Below are 18,787 nucleotides of genomic sequence, written 5' to 3'. Positions count from 1 at the left end.
AAAGCTATCAATTTGGAGCGACACACGAGGTTCGAACTCGTGACCTCAACCTTGGCAAGGTTGCGCTCTACCAGCTGAGCTAGTGTCGCATAAGTTAACCGCTATCGCGTTTAACTGTAATGTGGTTGCGGGAGCCGGATTTGAACCGACGACCTTCGGGTTATGAGCCCGACGAGCTACCAAGCTGCTCCATCCCGCGTCCGGATGTCATTGTTAAGCACAATGAAAGCTATCAATTTGGAGCGACACACGAGGTTCGAACTCGTGACCTCAACCTTGGCAAGGTTGCGCTCTACCAGCTGAGCTAGTGTCGCATCACGGAAAGGTCTTTCACCTTTCGATTACCGCTTTCGCATTAATCTACAATTTGGAGCGACACACGAGGTTCGAACTCGTGACCTCAACCTTGGCAAGGTTGCGCTCTACCAGCTGAGCTAGTGTCGCATCACAGAAAGGTCTTTCACCTTTCGATTACCGTTTTCACGTTAATCTACAAATTGGAGCGACACACGAGGTTCGAACTCGTGACCTCAACCTTGGCAAGGTTGCGCTCTACCAGCTGAGCTAGTGTCGCATCACGGAAAGGTCTTTCACCTTTCGATTACCGTTTTCACGTTAACCTACAAATTGGAGCGACACACGAGGTTCGAACTCGTGACCTCAACCTTGGCAAGGTTGCGCTCTACCAGCTGAGCTAGTGTCGCATTCTGAAAACGTCTTTCGCCGTTCAGGGCTGCGAATTATAAGAGCATTTTTTTGTGATGCAAGTCCTTAATGCAAAATTCTGCAACTTTTTCGTCAAGTGCTGAAAAAGCACACAGAATTTCAAAAAAATGTTGATTTCGCAGCCAGATAATCAATTCAGAACAACTATTTTGAATCGATTAGATATTGATGATCGTCTTGCGGTAGTACTGAAGTTCAGCAATCGACTCACGAATGTCATCTAAGGCTAAGTGACTACCAGATTTAGTAAAGCCATCTAATACTTCAGGTTTCCAACGACGCGTAAGCTCTTTCAAAGTGCTTACATCGATGTAACGGTAGTGAAAGTACTCTTCCAATTCAGGCATATGCTTGTACAAGAAACGACGATCTTGGCCAATACTGTTGCCACAAATCGGTGATTTGCCTTTCGGCACCCACTTTTCAAGAAACTCGATCGTTTGAGCAATCGCATCTTGTTCCGTCACGGTGCTCTCTTTCACACGTTTCACTAGGCCGCTGCCGGTGTGTGTTGTCGTACACCACTCGTCCATTTTATCCAGTTCACTGTCTGGTTGATGGATAGCTAGTACTGGGCCTTCAGCAAGAATGTTCAGCTCACTATCGGTGACGATAGTAGCAATTTCAATGATTTTATGAGTTTCAGGATCAAGTCCCGTCATCTCTAGATCGACCCATATTAGGTTCTGATCGCTAAAGGACATAATGGCGCTGCCTATTTGTTTGCGTGTAAAAGAGGTACTATACCCAAATAAGTATACTCAAACTAGGTTTTGTGCCGCGTAAATCTCATGGCAGCAAGCTCAGTTACGACGAGTTCCCAATCATCAAGTTAGATGTGTTAAGTAGAAAATTGTGGCGAAAAAGAAAAAGTTAACCAAAGGTCAAGTACGACGCGTACGCAGTAACCAAAAGAAACGACTCAAGCAGGAAGACTCGGTCCAGTGGGATGAGAGTATGCTCGGCGGCACCAAGAGTGGCCTCGTAATTACTCGATTTGGTCAACATGCTGATATTGAAGACGTAGAAACCAGCGAGATCCACCGTTGTAACCTGCGTCGTGGTATCGAAAGCTTGGTCTCTGGCGACCGAGTGATCTGGCGTGCCGGTCTTGAATCGATGGCTGGCATCTCTGGTGTAGTTGAGGCCGTTGAGCCACGTACTTCTATTCTAACTCGCCCGGATTACTACGACGGCCTGAAGCCTGTCGCGGCTAACGTTGATCAAATGGTGATTGTGTCTGCGGTCCTACCAGAGCTATCCCTGAACATCATTGACCGCTACCTGATCGCCTCTGATACATTGAGCATCGCGCCGCTGATTGTATTAAACAAAGTTGACCTGCTCAGCGAAGAACAGCTCGCAGAATACAAACAGACCCTAACCATCTATGAAGAGATTGGCTACAAGGTTCTCTTTGTGAGTAAAGAGACCGGCTACGGCATTGCTGAGCTAGAAGCTGAACTGGCAAACCGCATCAACATCTTTGTTGGTCAATCGGGCGTAGGTAAATCCAGCCTAGTTAACGCGCTGATGCCAACACTTGATATCGAAGAAGGCGCGGTGTCAGAAAACTCAGGTCTTGGCCAACACACCACAACGGCAGCACGTCTATACCACTTCCCATCAGGCGGTGACTTGATTGACTCTCCTGGGGTTCGTGAATTTGGTTTATGGCACTTAGAGCCTGAAGCCATCACCGAAGCCTTTGTCGAATTCAAGCCGTATCTTGGTGGTTGTAAGTTCCGCGACTGTAAACACAATGATGACCCGGGTTGTATCCTTCGCGAGGCGGTTGAGGATGGCAAGATCAGCCGTATCCGCTTTGAGAACTACCACCGCATCATTGAGAGCATGCTTGAAAACAAAGCCAACCGACAGTACTCAAGAAACAAGAAGGCTGATCTTTAAGGCTATTTTTGTGAATAACTCTCAGCAGTTGCAACCAAAGTTTGCGCACTTGCTGACAATTGGCGCGATATTGAGTAACATCTCGCGCCCTAAAGCGTCATTAACTGATTTTCATTGAAGAAATACACAACATTGGAATATTAATACAATGGATAAGATCAAAGTTGGATTGCAGTACTGGATTCCACAACATGGACTGACTCGCTTAGTCGGTAAACTAGCGTCTGCTAAAGCGGGCGGCTTAACTACAGCGATCATCAACTGGTTCATCAAGCAGTACAAAGTGAACATGGATGAAGCCCTTCACAGCGATCCAAAACACTTCAAGACCTTCAACGAGTTCTTCGTACGTGAACTTAAAGAAGGCATGCGTCCAATCGCGGAAGGCGAATCTGTGATTGTGCACCCTGCCGATGCACGAGTAAGCCAATTTGGCCCAATTACAGATGGCAAACTGATCCAAGCAAAAGGTCATGACTTCTCTGCTCGTGAACTATTAGGTGGCGATGCAAACCTTGCTGAAGAGTTTAAAGACGGTGAATTCGCGACTCTGTACCTATCACCAAGTGATTACCACCGTGTTCACATGCCATGCGACGGTACACTGCGCCAAATGATCTACGTTCCAGGAGATCTATTCTCAGTGAACCCACTAACAGCAGAAAACGTTCCTAATCTATTTGCTCGTAACGAGCGTGTAGTGTGTATCTTCGATACTGAATTTGGCCCAATGGCTCAAGTTCTAGTTGGTGCAACGATTGTAGGCAGCATTGAACAAGTTTGGGCTGGCACAATTACTCCACCGCGCGGTAACACAGTTTACAAGTGGGATTACCCAGCGGAAGGTGACAAAGCAGTTATCCTGAAAAAGGGTGAAGAGATGGGCCGCTTCAAGCTAGGCTCAACCGTTATCAACCTGTTCGCTAAAGATGCAATCAAGTTCGACGAGAGCATGGCAAACGGTGAGAAGACGGTTCTGGGTACTCCATACGCACATATCGCATCAGCAGAAGCAGAAGCAGAAGCAGAAGCAGAAGCAGAAAAAGTACAGCCGGACGCTGAGCAAGAATAAGCGCTAGCTGCTAATTGATATTTGAAAGGTGAGCTCATGGCTCACCTTTTTTGTATCCACAATCTGCTCGGTATCAAAGCGGATTAACAAATATTGACCAAAAGCAAAACAGTTGCCGAAAAGTTAAACGACTTTGCAATTTTATAACCGTCGCCTAAGTATCCAAAAATCAGATAACTTACTCTATTTGTAGATATTTTCTTCATAGGGTTTCCATCACATGCCTAAGCTCAATGTTGGCGTTCTCGTTAAACTGCTGATCTGCTTTGCAATTCCGTTAGGTGTGCTTTTTATGCCTATCGACTCCATTCCCATTGGCGATCTGACCCTTATTCAACATCGTCTGTTGGCCATTTTCTTATTGGCAGCATTGTTGTGGGTGTTAGAACCTGTTCCGGTTTTTGCCACCTCGATCCTGATCATCACTCTTGAAGTAATTATGATATCGGACAAAGGTTTGCACCTATTCAGGCAGCCACCAGCAGGCCATGATTTAGGAGAGCTGATTAAATACACCGATATCTTCAGCGCCTTCTCGTCACCAATTATTATTCTGTTTATGGGTGGTTTTGCGTTGGCGATCGCGGCTTCGAAATACGAACTGGATAACAACTTAGCTCGCGTTCTGCTAAAACCTTTTGGAACAGAGCCTCGCTTCATCATGCTCGGCCTGATGCTGATTACTGCTGTGTTTTCCATGTTCATGTCGAATACAGCCACCACAGTGATGATGCTCGCCCTACTCGGTCCGATTGTCGCGTCAGCACCCAAGGGGGACTTAGGCATTAAAGCCTTGGTACTGTGTATTCCAATCGCGGCTAATACTGGTGGTATTGCAACGCCAATCGGTACACCACCAAACGCTATCGCACTGCAGTACCTGACCGGAGAAAACACCATCGACTTCCTCAGCTGGATGATGATGGGTCTACCCTTTGTGATTATTCAACTAACGATTGCCTGGGTTCTGCTACAGAAGTTCTTTCCGTCTCAGCAGAAGAACATGGTGTTAAGACTAGATGGTCAATTTAAAAAGAGTTGGCGTGCGATTGTGGTTTACGTCACCTTTGCTGCAACGATTCTTCTCTGGATGACAACTAAGCTGCACGGGATGAACACCTATGTGGTGTCGATCATTCCACTAGCAGTTTTTACCTTAACCGGCATCATGGGCAAAGAAGAGCTCAAACTGATTAACTGGGACGTATTGTGGTTGGTAGCCGGTGGTATCGCGATTGGTATTGGTTTAGATAAAACCGGACTTGCAGCAGCACTGGCGCACGCAATTGACTATGAATCACTCTCCCCGGCTGCTGTGGTATTAACGTTATCTATCGTCTGCTGGCTAATGGCCAACTTCATGTCTAACACCGCGACCGCTAACTTGCTGATGCCGATCGCCGCAGCCATTGGTGCATCTATGGAAAGCTTGGCTGCAATTGGTGGATTACAAGGATTGCTAGTCGTAGTCGCCTTCTCTGCATCACTCGGCATGATTTTACCTGTATCCACACCACCAAACTCACTCGCCTACTCAACTGGCCTTATCGACAGCAAAGACATGGCGAAAATGGGCGTTATCTTGGGTGTCGTTGGTCTGGCGATTGTCTATCTGGCAATGTTCTTATTCGTTTAAACCCCTCTCTTATCCAAACTCGTCACAGCTCAATATCCAATTGAGCTGTGACGCCTTTCTCCGCCTATCAGAGCTTCTTCATTTCAAACCTGTATTATTTTGGAGCTTGATTAATCAAACCCTTTGCGAACTCAGCGCTTTGGGGCATATTAACTCTCTTCGCTTTTTTACATGGATGTGAGTAATGGGATTTGAATGGTTGGCCCTAGCGGCGGCTTTTTTGTGGGCAATCGCCAGCTTAATGTCGGTAAAGCCGGCTCAACACTTAGGTTCGTTTGCCTATAGTCGTTGGCGCATGGGCTGCACAGCTATCATGCTTTCAACCATGGCTTGGCTAACCGGAGGCTGGGCAACCGTAGAATCCGATTTAATCACTCCTATGATGCTGTCAGGCTTAATTGGTATCTTCATTGGTGATACCGCCCTTTTTGCCTGTTTGAACCGAATGGGGCCACGCCAAGCTGGCTTATTGTTCTCTTGTCACGCCGTGTTCTCTGCCATTCTTGGATACTTCTTGTTTAGTGAAAGCATGACGAGTCTAGAGCTTATCGGTTCTGCACTGGTATTTAGTGGCGTGCTCACCGCTATTTTCTTTGGTCGTAAAGGGCAAGCAAACAACCAACTTGAAACCATCAAAGGCACGGTTTGGATTGGCGTCGCTTTAGGGCTAACTGCCGCAATTTGCCAAGCTCTCGGTGGCATTATTGCCAAGCCAGTAATGCAGACCAATATCGACCCAGTGGCCGCCTCAGCGATTCGTATGATTACCGCCTTTATTGCTCACTCACTATTCAGACTGACGGGGGCTAAGTTATCGCGAGCGGTGAATCCGATTAACGGCAATATCCTGTTCATTACCGCAATCAACGGCTTTCTTGCGATGGCGGTTGGTATGACGTTAATTCTCTATGCACTGCAAGAAGGGAACGTCGGTATGGTGGCACTGCTATCATCGACAACGCCGATTATGCTGCTGCCAATTTTATGGATTTATACTAAGCAGAGACCAAACGCCTACGCTTGGATAGGCGCGATTGTCGCGGTAGTAGGAACAGGAATATTAGTCAGCTAATCTGAAGTTGCCAAAGTTAGCTGACTCAAAATGAGAGTTAAGATCGTGGGAAAGGAAACGCTGTGACTTCATCGATATGATCGTGTCCCATGGCAAGCATGATTAATCGGTCGATACCTAATGCCACACCAGCACAGCTTGGTAGGCCAGCTTTGAGCGCTTCAATGAGATGATGATCGATAGGTTGTGGCTCTAGCTCCATCTCAATGCGTTTTTGATTATCTTCCTCAAAGCGCTGCAGTTGCTCTTGCGGATTATCTAACTCGTGGAACCCGTTAGCCAACTCAATGCCTTTAAAGTAAACCTCGAAGCGATCGGCTACGCGATTGTCTTGCGGGTTAATCTTAGCGAGTGCCGCTTGCGAAGCTGGGAAGTCATACACGAATGCAGGTACCGTTTGGCCAATTTTAGGCTCAACACCAATGCTGAATAAAAGTTGGAGCAAGGTGTCTCTGTCTTCTTCAGGATCGGCAATATCACTCAAACCTAAAGTACCAGCGCAAGCTTTTAGCTCTTCCATCGAACCCTCTAATGGACATACCCCAAGCACATTAAGAAACGCGTTTTGGTAAGTCATACGCTCAGCCTTGTCCGATTTCAGAACCAACTGCAGCAGATCATCCATCTCATCCATCAGTTTATGATGGTCAAAACCAACTCGGTACCACTCCAACATCATAAACTCAGGGTTGTGGTAGCGGCCGTTCTCTTCATTGCGAAAGGCTTTTGCAATCTGATAAATACAACCGCTGCCTGCCGCTAAAAGGCGTTTCATGTGAAATTCAGGGCTAGTCATGAAAAACAGCTTTTGACCACCAGCATACCCAGGCCCAACAAACTCGGTTTTGAAAGTGTGCAGGTGCACATCGGTGACCGTTGCATGACTCATGGCTGGAGTATCAACCTCCATCACATCACGCTCAAAAAAGAAGTCACGGATCTGACGAATCAATAAAGCACGTTGTTTCAACTGCTTAATCGGCGCAGCTGGCTGCCAGTTGGCTTGGTTCATGATTTTAGAATTACTCACTGAAATAACTGGAGCGAAAGATACCGTTTGTTTAGCAAAAGATCATCTTTTCTTAATGCAGAGTTATCAGAAAGTTTATAACACTGACATTGATGGTTAATGCGAATAATAATCAACAAAATCAATAATAAACCACTCAATATCGCCGCATTTATCGACACGTTCTCTTATCTGTAGCACGCAACAAATTCTTGCCGTGACTGCAGTCACAGATCCCATAAAGTTTATGCTCTCGCTTGCATTACCGAAGCAAAACCCTAAATAAATCAATTTTTGAAATCACGTCCTCTCATACACTGAACCTACCACTTAAGGCTTAGGGGCGCTAAATGGTTCCTACTATTTAGAACTTCCTAAATCGGCTTTTTATAATAACAAGCGGAAAACTCCGCATCACACTGGAGGATAACTGTGAAGACAATTACCACAGATATCGCAGTCATCGGCGCAGGCGGCGCTGGTCTTCGTACTGCTATTGCAGCGGCTGAAGCTAATCCTGAATTAGAAGTAGCACTGATTTCTAAAGTTTACCCAATGCGTTCGCATACGGTAGCGGCAGAAGGCGGTTCAGCGGCAGTAATCAAGGACGAAGATAGCCTAGATAACCACTTCAACGATACGGTTGGCGGTGGCGACTGGCTATGTGAACAGGATGTTGTTGAATACTTTGTTGAGAACGCGACTCGTGAAATGATCCAAATGGAGCAATGGGGCTGCCCATGGAGTCGTAAAGAAAATGGTGAAGTAAACGTACGTCGCTTTGGCGGTATGAAGGTAGAGAGAACGTGGTTCGCAGCGGATAAAACCGGCTTCCACATGCTTCATACACTGTTCCAGACTTCGATGAAGTACGACCAAATCAAGCGATTTGACGAGTACTTTGTGGTGGATTTGATCGTTGAAGAAGGCGAAGTACAAGGCCTTATCGCGATTCACATGTCTGAAGGTGAGCTTGTTACCATCAAGGCGAAATCAGTTGTTCTAGCAACCGGTGGCGCAGGTCGTGTTTACCACTGTAACACCAACGGCGGCATCGTGACCGGCGACGGCATGGCAATGGCTTATCGCCACGGTGTGCCACTACGTGATATGGAGTTCGTTCAGTACCACCCAACAGGCCTACCGGGCACTGGCATCTTGATGACCGAAGGTTGTCGTGGTGAAGGCGGTATCATCGTCAACAAGAACGGCTACCGTTACCTGCAAGATTATGGCATGGGCCCTGAAACACCAGTAGGCGAGCCGAAAAACAAATACATGGAGCTTGGTCCACGTGACAAAGTTTCCCAAGCATTCTGGCATGAGCAGCAAAAAGGCAACACCATCAAGCACCCTCTTGGTGATGTAGTACACCTTGATCTTCGCCACCTTGGTGAAGAGTACTTGCAAGAGCGTCTACCGTTCATCTGTGAATTAGCAAAAGCGTACGTGAACGTTGATCCTGCAAAAGAGCCAATCCCAATCCGTCCAACAGTTCACTACACCATGGGTGGTATCGAAACCAATGGCGAATGTGAAACTCGCATTAAGGGTCTATTCGCAGTTGGTGAATGTGCGTCTGTTGGCCTACACGGTGCAAACCGCCTAGGTTCTAACTCTCTGGCTGAGTTCGTGGTATTTGGCCGCGTAGCTGGTGAGCATGCAGTGAAACGCGCAGCAGAGTTCAAAGGCTGGAATGAAGAGTCTATCGCTAAGCAAGTGAAAGCGGTCGAAGATCGTATCGCAGCACTGATGAACCAAGAAGGCGATGAGAACTGGGCTGATATCCGTACTGAAATGGGTCACACCATGGAAGCAGGCTGTGGTATCTACCGTCAAGAAGACCTGATGCAAGCAACCATCAACAAGATCACTGAGCTTAAGCAGCGCTACAAGAAGATTAGCATTAAAGACAAAGGCAAAGTATTCAACACTGACCTACTTTACGCTATCGAAGTTGGCTACGGCCTAGAGGTTGCGGAAGCGATGGTTCACTCAGCAATCCTACGTAAAGAATCTCGCGGTGCACACCAACGTCTAGATGACAACTGCACTGAGCGTGATGACGTGAACTTCCTAAAACACTCTCTATCTTTCTTCAACGAAGATGCCGCACCAACCATCGACTACAGCGACGTTAAGATCACCAAGTCTCAACCGAAAGCGCGTCTGTATGGTGAAGCAGCAGAGAAAGCGGCAGCGGCTGAAAAAGCAGCTCAAGATGAGAACCGTGAAGAGGAGAAAGCGTAATGTCAGCGAATCGTATCCAAAAAGTAGACATCCTGCGCTACGACCCAGAGAAAGATGCAGAACCGTACATGCAGACTTTCGAGGTGCCTTTTGATGAAACCATGTCGGTTCTTGATGCGATTGGCTACATCAAAGATAACCTAGACAAAGACCTTTCATATCGTTGGTCTTGTCGTATGGCGATCTGTGGTTCTTGTGGCCTGATGGTTGATGGTGTGCCAAAGCTAGCGTGTAAGAGCTTCTTACGTGACTACCCGAACGGCCTGACTATCGAACCATTAGCAAACTTCCCAATCGAGAAGGATTTGATTGTCGACATGACGCCGTTCATCGAGCGCTTAGAAGCGATTAAGCCTTACATCATTGGTAATGACCGTAAGCCAGAAGACGGCACCAACCTGCAAACACCTGAGCAGATGGCGAAATACAAACAGTTCGCTGGTTGTATCAACTGTGGTCTTTGCTACGCAGCGTGTCCTCAGTTCGGTCTGAACCCTGAGTTCATTGGCCCAGCGGCACTGACTCTTGCTCACCGTTACAACCTAGATAGCCGTGATAACGGTAAAGATGAGCGCATGAAGCTTATCAATGGTGAAAACGGCGCTTGGGGCTGTACGTTTGTAGGTTACTGCTCTGAAGTTTGTCCGAAGAAAGTCGACCCAGCAGCGGCAGTAAACCAAGGCAAAGTTGAGTCTTCTATGGACTTCGTGATCTCTATGTTCAAGCCAGACGGCACACCAAAGAAAACAGCACAGGAGGCGTAAGATGAGCAATCGTAAACCTTATGTTCGTCAAATGAATCGAACGTGGTGGAGCAACCACCCGTTCTACCGCTTCTACATGCTACGTGAAGCAACGGTACTGCCGCTAGTGCTGTTCACTGTGTTCTTAACCTTTGGTTTAGGCGCACTTGTGAAAGGGCCTGAGTCTTGGCAAACCTGGCTAGACTTCATGGCAAACCCACTGGTTGTCGGCATTAACATTGTCGCGCTACTGGGCAGCCTGATTCATGCTCAAACCTTCTTTAGCATGATGCCGCAAGTGATGCCGATTCGCATCAAGGGCAAACTGCTTGATAAGAAACTGATCGTTCTTGGTCAGTGGGCGGCAGTCGCATTTATCTCACTCATCGTTCTTGTTGTGGTTTAAGGAGCTGAATTATGAACCCAAGTTACAAAGTAAATCGTGCTCCTAAACGTTCTGACGAGCCAATCTGGTGGGGCCTATTTGGCGCTGGCGGTACTTGGTTTGCGATGATCACGCCAATCACGATTCTAGTACTCGGTATCTTAGTACCAATGGGCATTATCGATGCAGAAGCGATGAGCTACGAGCGTGTATCTGGTTTTGCCACCAGCATCATCGGTGGCCTGTTTGTGATTGGTACACTCGCCCTACCTATGTGGCACGCAATGCACCGTGTTCACCACGGCATGCACGACCTTAAGTTCCATACTGGTGTTGCCGGTAAAGTCGCGTGCTACGCATTTGCAGGCCTAATCAGCGCATTGGCTGTGATCTTTGTGTTTATGATTTAAGAGCAGATACGGGATTCGAGTAATCGAGATGCGAAGAGCTTGATTGAAAGCAGGTTTGAGTTTCGGGTAATCGAGTTGCGAAGAGCTTAAGAGCAGATGCGGGTTTCGAGTAATCGAGATGCGAAGAGCTTAATTGAAGGCGGATGCGAGTTTCGGGTAATCGAGATTCGAAGAGCTTAAAAATAGAAGCAGAACAAGGTTATCTTGTTCTGCTTTTTTGTTATTGCCCGGCTCTCTACTTCTCTGAATCAGTTGCTCTTTTCGTCTCACGCATCCCGTTATTCTCCCGTTCTTTCCGCTCTTCGTATCTCGAATCTCGCTGACTCGAATCTAACTCTCTCCGCCTTTCAAACGCTTACATTACTTACGCCACCTTACACATTGAAATTAACCCAAATGATATCGTTATCAATAGATAAGCCAGAACAATCAAACATCAGCAATTAATTCCAGAAGCAGATATCATGAAACAGTTACTCTTAGCACTCTTACCCCTTGCTCTCACGGGCTGTAACAGCTCATCAGACAGCAATACGACACCTACAACACCCACGACTCCAACACCACCACCTACAACTCCGACAACGACCGTAACGGTGTTTTCATCGATTGATAACTGCTCTACTGCAGCGGAAGTTCCTCACTGTGCATTTGAGAAAGGCATCTATGTGCTAAAGGTTGGTTCGACAATCACTGATGAACATCATCAACGTGTCATTACACAAGCAACGAACTACACCAACTGGGCAAGTGAAGCCGTTAAGCAACAACTGAATCAAAAGACGCTAGTGATTGGCATTATGGAGAGTGAACCGACCGAAGAGAGCCCAGAGGCAGAATTCGTTATTACACTTAGCCAAGATAAGAAAATCGCGGATGGTGTTGAGCTGGTTTACACGAACATTGAAGGAGTCGATGAGACACAGCGTGCAACCACTTATCAAAAGCTAATGCAGCTGTTTGATTACTATGTCGATGACAACAAAAGCCATCACCTTGGCCAAGGTTTAGAAACAGCTTACTCAAGTTTCAAACAATTACTTGTCGACCAAGATGCTGCCGCTCAAGTCATTAACGCAGAAGCACTTCGCTTCGATGAATGCCCGTACGGAAACGGTCAGCTTTCTCTAATCGCCTCTGAGCGAGCATTGGGTACAGATACGCCGTGTGCAACAGAAGATGGCGAAGATCCTGCACCAAACGGTAAGGTTGATGACATCCATGCGATTAGCGGCGTTAACATGAACCCTGGCGCGCTACTTGGATTGATGTACGAATACAAAGTAAACCCTGCAATCAGCGAAGGTGGTGGTGAACTATATGGCTCAAAAGACAGTAAATTCAAAGCGGTTGGCCAAGTTGGCTCTGGCACTCTAGATGGTAGTGCGAATGATATGTTTATCTCGTGGGCAAACCCAGCTTTTGCGCCACTTAATACATACTTAGAGACCTACTTCTTGGCGAATAAGAAATAAAACAGCAGTGTCATTTGGCGGGTAAGAGTCGCATGTTTTGATAATGTTCGATTCAAGAAAAAGAGGCAGGTACCTAGGTATCTGCCCCTTTGCTTTTCTAAATCACGGAGTAATTAGAGCTTTTGACTACCCATGATCTTATTGCTGTGTGACCTTCTTGGTTTGGTCCATTAAGCCTAATGCACCGAAGCCAGTAATCACATCGAGGTTGGTTTTCAAGCCAGTCTCTTCACCGCCACCGATGTAGTTTTGCGGCATCTGTACTTGGAAGTTCTGCAGATTGTTGTACAGCGAGTTCGCCACGTCGCGGTTCAGCTCAGCGAGATACACCTCGCGGTTTGCACCAAGTGCCGCATACTTCGCTTTCAGTACTTCTGCTTCCGCTCGACCTTTTTCAAGAATCGCTTTCGCTTCAAATTCGGCAGATAACGCATTGGCTTTCTGAATTGCTAGGTTCGCTTCTGCTGTCGCGAGCTCTTTCTCTTTCTCAACCTCAGCCAGTCGCTTAGTCTTCTCGACCTCTACGATTTCACGCTCCGCAATCTGACGTGCAACTTCGACCTCTTTTTGCTGCGCGATGATTGCAAGTTCTTTGCTACGCTGAGCATCTTGAACTTCACGAGTACGTTGAATTTCTTTGCGCAGTTGCTCTGTCTCAGCTTGCGCTTTTGACGTCTCTTGCTCCTGAATAGCGCGGATTCGGTCTGCAACGAGACGCTTCTTGTCCGCTAATAGCTGATCTAGTTGCTTCTCTGGTTGAGGGTCGCCAATCGTCACCTGTGTTACTTGGATACCATATTGCTGCAGTGGGTTATCCTGACGAATTGGCTGACCAGTATTGTCTACGACAGGGACTGTCTTCCACACCAGTTGATTGGTTCGCTGCAGCTGGTTCGAGTTTGATTGATTTGCCCCAACAGGCGCTAGCTCTAGCTCTTCCACTTCAACTTGACGACGCTCAGTCAGGTAGATACCTTCACGCAGTTGGTCACCCAGTTTGGATTTAAACTGGTTCAAACCACCTTGGAAGAACTCCTCACCCGTGTACTGGGTTGCAGTAATCACAGTCACGTTGCGCGCATTCTTCACCAGCAAGGCATCAATCAAGTTGCTGTTGTTACGAAACTCTTTATGCATCTTTTCGACGGCTTGCGGGTCGTTACTCAGCTTAAAGCGGAACGTCACCGGGATCTGCCCGATGTAGGTATCAGCAAAACGCACCTGTACCGGATCTAATCTCTGATAGAAATCTTCCCCTTTGCTGTTGCCGAATGACACGGTGATTACTTGGTCATACTTGGTGATCTTAGACAAAAACGGCATACGAAAGTGAATGCCTGGCTCTGTGAATACATCAAGTTCACCAGTAATGTTGTTTTGGTGCACGTAGCTGTAACCTGCATCGGTCATCAGTACTGAGCTATTAATTGTTAAGCCTAATGCGAGCAGCGGAATACCAAATACTGCTGCTTTGAGTCCTTTATGTAGTAGCTGACGTCTTTCTTCTACTTTCAAACCCTGTCCGAAGCCTCTGCTTTCCATTTTATTCTCCTTATTGGATTGTCATTGAGTTAAATCGATAAAAATCAAAGTTATATGCAACTCACTGACAACAGGGACTAATGTATCAAATTGTTACATTAAGGAATAATCGAAAGATTCATCAAATTTATAAGATTTTTACGAATGATACGTGTTTGTGCTAATTTTGCGGGATAAGTCTCTATCGGGGGAAGTCAGAAAACTAGAAAACAGCAGGCAATAAAAAAGGCCGCCAAAGCGACCTTTCATCAAATAGCTGAAGTAAATTACTTCACACGACCAACGTATTCGCCAGTACGAGTATCTACTTTAACAACTTCACCGATAGCGATGAATAGAGGTACACGAACTACCGCACCTGTTGCTAGAGTTGCTGGTTTACCACCAGTACCTTGAGTATCACCCTTCAGGCCAGGATCTGTATCCGTAACTTCGATTTCAACAAAGTTTGGCGGAGTTACTGTGATAGGGTTATCATTCCACAACGTTAGAGTACATACGTCGTTTTCAACTAGCCATTTAGCTGTTTCGCCAACTGCTTTTGCATCTGCAGCGATTTGCTCGAATGTCTCGTTGTTCATGAAGTGGAAAAACTCGCCATCTGAGTACAGGTAACCTAGATCAACGTCTACAACGTCTGCTAGTTCTACTGTATCGCCTGACTTGAATGTTTTCTCTAACACTTTGCCTGACAGCAGTTTACGAAGTTTAACACGGTTAAACGCTTGGCCTTTACCTGGCTTAACGTATTCATTTTCGATAATTGAGCAAGGCTCGTTATCCATCATGAATTTTAAACCGCCTTTGAATTCATTGGTGCTTACTGACGCCATGATTTCCTCTTACACATCTTTGAGTTGATTTCAATGCCGCATATCATAACCCGAAAAGTCGAATCTGTTGAGCAAAACTGGCTCAAACAGCTATCGAATGCGATCTCAGACCCGACAAAACTCCTTGAAGCATTGGAAATAGACCCAACACCATGGCAAGCAGGCTTTGCCGCACGCAACTTATTTGCGTTGCGAGTACCGTTAAGCTTTGTCGAGCGAATGGAAAAAGGCAACCCGCATGACCCGCTATTACGTCAGGTTTTGCCATTAAGCGAAGAGTTCGAAGTTCATGAAGGCTACTCTGCAGATCCATTAGAAGAACAAGACAACGCAATCCCGGGGCTGCTCCATAAATACAAGAACCGCGCTTTGATGATTGTAAAAGGTGGCTGCGCGGTGAACTGTCGTTACTGCTTTCGTCGCCACTTCCCTTATCAAGATAACAAGGGCTCTAAATCGGTATGGCAGACAAGCCTTGAGTATGTGGCTCAACATCCAGAGATCAATGAAGTGCTGCTTTCTGGTGGCGACCCATTGATGGCAAAGGACAGTGAATTGAAGTGGCTAGTTAACGCGATTGAATCTATCCCGCACATCAAGACGGTTCGCATCCACAGCCGTCTACCTGTGGTGATTCCTGCACGTATTACTAACGAACTGTGCCAAATTCTAAGCACATCTCGCCTTAACGTAGTACTGGTAAACCATATTAATCATGCCAATGAGATCAATGATGAGTTAAAACTCGCGTTATCGAAGCTCAGACGAAGTGGTGTGATCCTGCTAAACCAAGGCGTTATGCTGAAAGGCGTGAACAATTGTGTTAACTCTTTGAAAAATCTAAGTGAAAGTCTATTCGATGCTGGGGTTTTACCCTACTATATGCATGTACTTGATAAGGTACAGGGCGCGGCCCATTTTTATATCTCGGACGAAGAAGCAAAACAGCACATGCAGGGCTTGATGGCAGAAGTGTCAGGATACCTTGTGCCTAAGCTTACCCGAGAGATAGGCGGCCGCAGCAGCAAAACACCACTCGACCTCCACTTAGAATAAGACGTTACCGAAATGAAGATGTACTCGAACAGCACCACGCGTAATCAAGGTTTTACCATCATTGAGCTAGTAGTGGTGATCGTCATCTTAGGTATTATTTCGGTGACGGCAGCGAATAAGTTTCTCAACTTACAAACTGACTCTCGCATCGCGACATTGAACGGCCTTCGTGGTGGTATGGAAGGTGCGAGTGCGATGGTGCATGGTAAAGCCGCTGCACTCGGCATAGAACGCGCAGTCAGTGCTTCTATTAGCATTGAAGGTGATTCCATCCTACTCGCCCACGGTTACCCAGCAGCGATGAATAATGAAGCTTGGTCACAGCTCATCGAATCCACCTTTCTCGATGCAGAATGGGGCGTTGGAGAAGCAGACTGGTTCTTTACCAATGTCAGTGCTGCCGATGGCGTCATTGTCTATGCGCCATCAAGCCGTAAAAAACAAGGCGAAAACTGCTACCTTGAATACACAGAAGCTACATCATCAGCACAACCAACCTTTGAACTGACCACCAGCGGTTGCTAAGCACCAATCTGTACAGATTAATCGTCTAGACAAAAACTTTTTGTTCGATCGTCCGGTCTATTATCAGCATACTCGGCTCTATTCTAAATTTTTAGGAGGGGTGATATGTCACAAACCATCGAACAATTTCTCAACCTTGCCCCTTTCAGCTGGGCAGCACTGGCCGTGTGCATGTTGTGCGGCTCCTTAATCGGTATTGAGCGTCAAACGCGCGGTAAGCCGGTTGGGATTCGCACCTCGATTTTGATCATCAGCGGCACCTATTTCTTCCTGACTATGGCGATAAGCCTGTCACCCAATACGCTCGACCAAGCGCGTGTGTTAGGTCAGATCATTACCGGCGTCGGCTTTTTGGGTGCTGGAGTAATGATGACGCTAGATGGGAAGATTCATGGCGTAACGTCTGCAGCCATTATCTGGGTATTGGCTGCCTTAGGGATGATGATAGCCCTTGGGCATCTCAGCCAATCAGTCATCATCACAGTATTAGCGATTGTGATTTTGCTGGGTGTGGATAAAGTGGAAAACAGCTTCCAAAGCCTACGTCGAGGCGTACATCAGAAGTGGATGCGTAAAGGCCGCATTAATAAGTCTTAGGTTCACACCGATCATACAAAGCCCAATGAGCGATCATTGGGCTTTGTTGTATCAATTGCTTTGCTTGTAATATTAATTAGAAAACCTGAATACAGACTTGGTTCTTACCAGAAATCTTGGCTTGATAAAGCTGTTCATCCGAAGCGCGAATACTCTGGTTCTGCCATAAATGCGCTAAGCTATCGAACTTATAGAGCGAGTATAGCGTCGCCCCACCTGACACCGACACACTGATTCGGTCGCCATCACTGCAGCGATAACCTTGTAGGCTGATATCATTCTGGATGCGCTCAAAGATCGATGTCAGCAGTTCAGAAGATTCACCCGTAATCGCCACAACGAACTCCTCACCACCAAAGCGGGCCACTATGTCCCGTTGGCGAACACTGCTGGTCATTAGGTGCGCCACATGGCAAATCACCTCATCACCCACCTTGTGCCCATACTTGTCATTGACCGCTTTAAAGTCGTCAATATCAAACACACCAATACCGATGATCGGCTCTTCGTCTTGAGCCATTAACCTTGCCTCAAAACCACGACGGTTGAGTAGCCCCGTCATAGGATCTCGCATCGCCAGTTCGCTCAAACGTTGATGCTCCTGCTTAGTGCAGATGCGCCATAAAACCAGCGCCGAAGTTATAAACAGCCCCAATAGCAAAGAGAGCTGCAAGCGGTCCATCTCCAACACATGCAGTATGTGCTCACGCTTCTTCTCTTCAATGTTGAGATAGAGTTGGGTATGCAGCCCATCAACATACAATGGGTGCGAATGAGTGAAATCCATAAAGCCGTACTTGTTGACGCCAAGCGTACTCGATATCTCGTATCCATGCTTTGGATTGGAGACCAAATTAGAGACGTAACCATCGACACCCAATACGCCTTTAAACTCGCCGTCTACATAGATACCTTTGGTGAGCGTCACCACTTTTTTACCCGTTAGGTAATCGTCGTATTGGCCGGTGTAGACAACTCGGTCTTTCTTCTGCGTTAACCCGAAGCGAATGGTATTAATCCAATATGGGCGGCTATTCACCACCGAATCAAAGGTATCCCCCTGAATATAGCTGGCGAAATCAGAGGGAGAAGAGATGATAAACTTCTCTTTAGAGATAAAGTAAATCGCCGAGATGGTGTCGATAGTATTCGCAAAGTAAGCCATGGTTGGCGCGATAAACAAACGCTTGCTCGCCTCCACATTGAGCTGTGAGCGCGGGTCACACATCTCAATAGGGCCAGAAAACATGAAGTCAAAGCGTGGTTGTGACTGCTCCTCGCTAGAAAAGTAACAGGTTTCGCCATCAATTTTTCGCGTATGAGAGAAAGCGTAGGTGTCACCATGGAGCGGATACAAGGCCGTGATGTTGTATTCAAGTGCATTAATGATCTGCGTGAGCTCTTCCAGAGACTGGCTCACCCTTTGATTTTCAATCCAATATAGGGCATCTGATTCTTCCGCTGAATCAACAAGTAATAAGCTCAATACTAATAAGAATAAAGCGGTGAGACCCAGTAGGGCCTTTTTAAAATCGAGAGTTTGGT

The 18,787-nt window shown here is 46.7% G+C and carries 17 protein-coding genes and 6 tRNA genes; 12 read left to right on the top strand and 11 right to left on the bottom strand.

The window, feature by feature from the left end:
* Positions 1 to 13: 13 nt before the first annotated feature.
* The 7 genes from FIV04_RS01200 to orn form a co-directional block, all read right to left on the bottom strand.
* Positions 14 to 89 (bottom strand) — tRNA-Gly (locus tag FIV04_RS01200).
* Between the two features lie 33 nt (positions 90 to 122).
* Positions 123 to 199 (bottom strand) — tRNA-Met (locus FIV04_RS01195).
* Positions 200 to 238: 39 nt separating this feature from the next.
* Positions 239 to 314 (bottom strand) — tRNA-Gly (locus tag FIV04_RS01190).
* A gap of 54 nt (positions 315 to 368) precedes the next feature.
* Positions 369 to 444: transfer RNA gene (locus tag FIV04_RS01185), tRNA-Gly, on the bottom strand.
* Positions 445 to 498: 54 nt separating this feature from the next.
* Positions 499 to 574, bottom strand: a tRNA-Gly gene (locus tag FIV04_RS01180).
* Positions 575 to 628: 54 nt separating this feature from the next.
* Positions 629 to 704: transfer RNA gene (locus FIV04_RS01175), tRNA-Gly, on the bottom strand.
* A gap of 180 nt (positions 705 to 884) precedes the next feature.
* Positions 885 to 1,430, bottom strand: coding sequence for an oligoribonuclease (gene orn / locus FIV04_RS01170; RefSeq protein ID WP_150872915.1), 546 nt, complete (start codon positions 1,428 to 1,430; stop codon positions 885 to 887).
* Positions 1,431 to 1,581: 151 nt separating this feature from the next.
* Between orn and rsgA the strand changes: the two genes are divergently transcribed.
* The 4 genes from rsgA to FIV04_RS01150 all read left to right on the top strand — a co-directional run bounded on the left by rsgA (position 1,582) and on the right by FIV04_RS01150 (position 6,417).
* Positions 1,582 to 2,637: a small ribosomal subunit biogenesis GTPase RsgA gene (gene rsgA, locus FIV04_RS01165; RefSeq protein ID WP_152468056.1), complete on the top strand. Its 1,056-nt coding sequence runs from the start codon at positions 1,582 to 1,584 to the stop codon at positions 2,635 to 2,637.
* A gap of 148 nt (positions 2,638 to 2,785) precedes the next feature.
* A complete protein-coding gene (gene asd / locus FIV04_RS01160) occupies positions 2,786 to 3,709 on the top strand; it encodes an archaetidylserine decarboxylase (RefSeq protein ID WP_152468055.1) in 924 nt (307 codons plus the stop codon).
* A gap of 220 nt (positions 3,710 to 3,929) precedes the next feature.
* On the top strand, positions 3,930 to 5,345 hold the full coding sequence (locus tag FIV04_RS01155) for a DASS family sodium-coupled anion symporter (RefSeq protein ID WP_152468054.1): 1,416 nt from the start codon (positions 3,930 to 3,932) through the stop codon (positions 5,343 to 5,345).
* 184 nt (positions 5,346 to 5,529) lie between these two features.
* Positions 5,530 to 6,417: a DMT family transporter gene (locus FIV04_RS01150; RefSeq protein ID WP_152468053.1), complete on the top strand. Its 888-nt coding sequence runs from the start codon at positions 5,530 to 5,532 to the stop codon at positions 6,415 to 6,417.
* 37 nt (positions 6,418 to 6,454) lie between these two features.
* Here the strand turns inward: FIV04_RS01150 and epmA are convergent, their stop codons facing one another.
* A complete protein-coding gene (gene epmA / locus FIV04_RS01145; protein ID WP_152469509.1) occupies positions 6,455 to 7,429 on the bottom strand; it encodes an elongation factor P--(R)-beta-lysine ligase in 975 nt (324 codons plus the stop codon).
* 429 nt (positions 7,430 to 7,858) lie between these two features.
* Between epmA and frdA the strand changes: the two genes are divergently transcribed.
* The 5 genes from frdA (at position 7,859) to FIV04_RS01120 (ending at position 12,689) form a co-directional block, all read left to right on the top strand.
* A complete protein-coding gene (gene frdA, locus FIV04_RS01140; protein WP_152468052.1) occupies positions 7,859 to 9,676 on the top strand; it encodes a fumarate reductase (quinol) flavoprotein subunit in 1,818 nt (605 codons plus the stop codon).
* Positions 9,676 to 10,440 carry a succinate dehydrogenase/fumarate reductase iron-sulfur subunit gene (locus tag FIV04_RS01135; RefSeq protein WP_152468051.1) on the top strand — a complete coding sequence of 255 codons (765 nt, stop codon included), beginning with the start codon at positions 9,676 to 9,678 and terminating at the stop codon, positions 10,438 to 10,440. The genes frdA and FIV04_RS01135 overlap by 1 nt, the downstream gene beginning before the upstream one ends.
* A gap of 1 nt (position 10,441) precedes the next feature.
* Positions 10,442 to 10,825, top strand: coding sequence for a fumarate reductase subunit FrdC (gene frdC / locus FIV04_RS01130; protein ID WP_152468050.1), 384 nt, complete (start codon positions 10,442 to 10,444; stop codon positions 10,823 to 10,825).
* Positions 10,826 to 10,836: 11 nt separating this feature from the next.
* Positions 10,837 to 11,214: a fumarate reductase subunit FrdD gene (gene frdD / locus FIV04_RS01125; protein WP_032551235.1), complete on the top strand. Its 378-nt coding sequence runs from the start codon at positions 10,837 to 10,839 to the stop codon at positions 11,212 to 11,214.
* Positions 11,215 to 11,678: 464 nt separating this feature from the next.
* The gene (locus tag FIV04_RS01120; protein WP_152468049.1) at positions 11,679 to 12,689 is read left to right on the top strand and encodes a histidine ammonia-lyase; all 1,011 of its coding nucleotides are present in this window, start codon (positions 11,679 to 11,681) and stop codon (positions 12,687 to 12,689) included.
* Positions 12,690 to 12,827: 138 nt separating this feature from the next.
* Here FIV04_RS01120 and FIV04_RS01115 read toward each other — a convergent pair whose 3' ends face one another.
* A complete protein-coding gene (locus tag FIV04_RS01115; RefSeq protein ID WP_152468048.1) occupies positions 12,828 to 14,231 on the bottom strand; it encodes an SPFH domain-containing protein in 1,404 nt (467 codons plus the stop codon).
* Between the two features lie 266 nt (positions 14,232 to 14,497).
* The gene (gene efp / locus FIV04_RS01110; protein WP_032551233.1) at positions 14,498 to 15,064 is read right to left on the bottom strand and encodes an elongation factor P; all 567 of its coding nucleotides are present in this window, start codon (positions 15,062 to 15,064) and stop codon (positions 14,498 to 14,500) included.
* A 33-nt stretch (positions 15,065 to 15,097) separates the two neighbouring features.
* On the opposite strand from efp, the gene epmB reads away from it, so the two are divergent.
* The 3 genes from epmB to FIV04_RS01095 all read left to right on the top strand — a co-directional run bounded on the left by epmB (position 15,098) and on the right by FIV04_RS01095 (position 17,242).
* On the top strand, positions 15,098 to 16,120 hold the full coding sequence (gene epmB, locus FIV04_RS01105; RefSeq protein ID WP_152468047.1) for an EF-P beta-lysylation protein EpmB: 1,023 nt from the start codon (positions 15,098 to 15,100) through the stop codon (positions 16,118 to 16,120).
* A gap of 12 nt (positions 16,121 to 16,132) precedes the next feature.
* Positions 16,133 to 16,645 (top strand): prepilin-type N-terminal cleavage/methylation domain-containing protein, encoded by a 513-nt coding sequence (locus FIV04_RS01100; RefSeq protein ID WP_152468046.1) that lies wholly within the window; start codon positions 16,133 to 16,135, stop codon positions 16,643 to 16,645.
* Positions 16,646 to 16,750: 105 nt separating this feature from the next.
* A complete protein-coding gene (locus tag FIV04_RS01095; protein ID WP_032551229.1) occupies positions 16,751 to 17,242 on the top strand; it encodes an MgtC/SapB family protein in 492 nt (163 codons plus the stop codon).
* Between the two features lie 76 nt (positions 17,243 to 17,318).
* Here FIV04_RS01095 and FIV04_RS01090 read toward each other — a convergent pair whose 3' ends face one another.
* Positions 17,319 to 18,758: a diguanylate cyclase gene (locus FIV04_RS01090; protein WP_253895390.1), complete on the bottom strand. Its 1,440-nt coding sequence runs from the start codon at positions 18,756 to 18,758 to the stop codon at positions 17,319 to 17,321.
* Positions 18,759 to 18,787 lie beyond the last annotated feature (29 nt).

The organism is Vibrio sp. THAF190c, assembly GCF_009363355.1.
Taxonomy (GTDB): domain Bacteria; phylum Pseudomonadota; class Gammaproteobacteria; order Enterobacterales; family Vibrionaceae; genus Vibrio; species Vibrio fortis_A.
This window is presented reverse-complemented; position numbering and strand designations above follow the sequence as displayed.

Excerpts from the sequence above, each read along its gene's own strand:
- epmA (WP_152469509.1), bottom strand. The coding sequence starts at position 7,429 with ATGAACCAAGCCAACTGGCAGCCAGCTGCGCCGATTAAGCAGTTGAAA.
- FIV04_RS01135 (WP_152468051.1), top strand. The coding sequence starts at position 9,676 with ATGTCAGCGAATCGTATCCAAAAAGTAGACATCCTGCGCTACGACCCA.
- asd (WP_152468055.1), top strand. The coding sequence starts at position 2,786 with ATGGATAAGATCAAAGTTGGATTGCAGTACTGGATTCCACAACATGGA.
- frdC (WP_152468050.1), top strand. The coding sequence starts at position 10,442 with ATGAGCAATCGTAAACCTTATGTTCGTCAAATGAATCGAACGTGGTGG.
- efp (WP_032551233.1), bottom strand. The coding sequence starts at position 15,064 with ATGGCGTCAGTAAGCACCAATGAATTCAAAGGCGGTTTAAAATTCATG.
- orn (WP_150872915.1), bottom strand. The coding sequence starts at position 1,430 with ATGTCCTTTAGCGATCAGAACCTAATATGGGTCGATCTAGAGATGACG.
- FIV04_RS01095 (WP_032551229.1), top strand. The coding sequence starts at position 16,751 with ATGTCACAAACCATCGAACAATTTCTCAACCTTGCCCCTTTCAGCTGG.
- epmB (WP_152468047.1), top strand. The coding sequence starts at position 15,098 with ATGCCGCATATCATAACCCGAAAAGTCGAATCTGTTGAGCAAAACTGG.
- FIV04_RS01115 (WP_152468048.1), bottom strand. The coding sequence starts at position 14,231 with ATGGAAAGCAGAGGCTTCGGACAGGGTTTGAAAGTAGAAGAAAGACGT.
- FIV04_RS01100 (WP_152468046.1), top strand. The coding sequence starts at position 16,133 with ATGAAGATGTACTCGAACAGCACCACGCGTAATCAAGGTTTTACCATC.
- FIV04_RS01150 (WP_152468053.1), top strand. The coding sequence starts at position 5,530 with ATGGGATTTGAATGGTTGGCCCTAGCGGCGGCTTTTTTGTGGGCAATC.
- FIV04_RS01155 (WP_152468054.1), top strand. The coding sequence starts at position 3,930 with ATGCCTAAGCTCAATGTTGGCGTTCTCGTTAAACTGCTGATCTGCTTT.
- FIV04_RS01120 (WP_152468049.1), top strand. The coding sequence starts at position 11,679 with ATGAAACAGTTACTCTTAGCACTCTTACCCCTTGCTCTCACGGGCTGT.
- frdD (WP_032551235.1), top strand. The coding sequence starts at position 10,837 with ATGAACCCAAGTTACAAAGTAAATCGTGCTCCTAAACGTTCTGACGAG.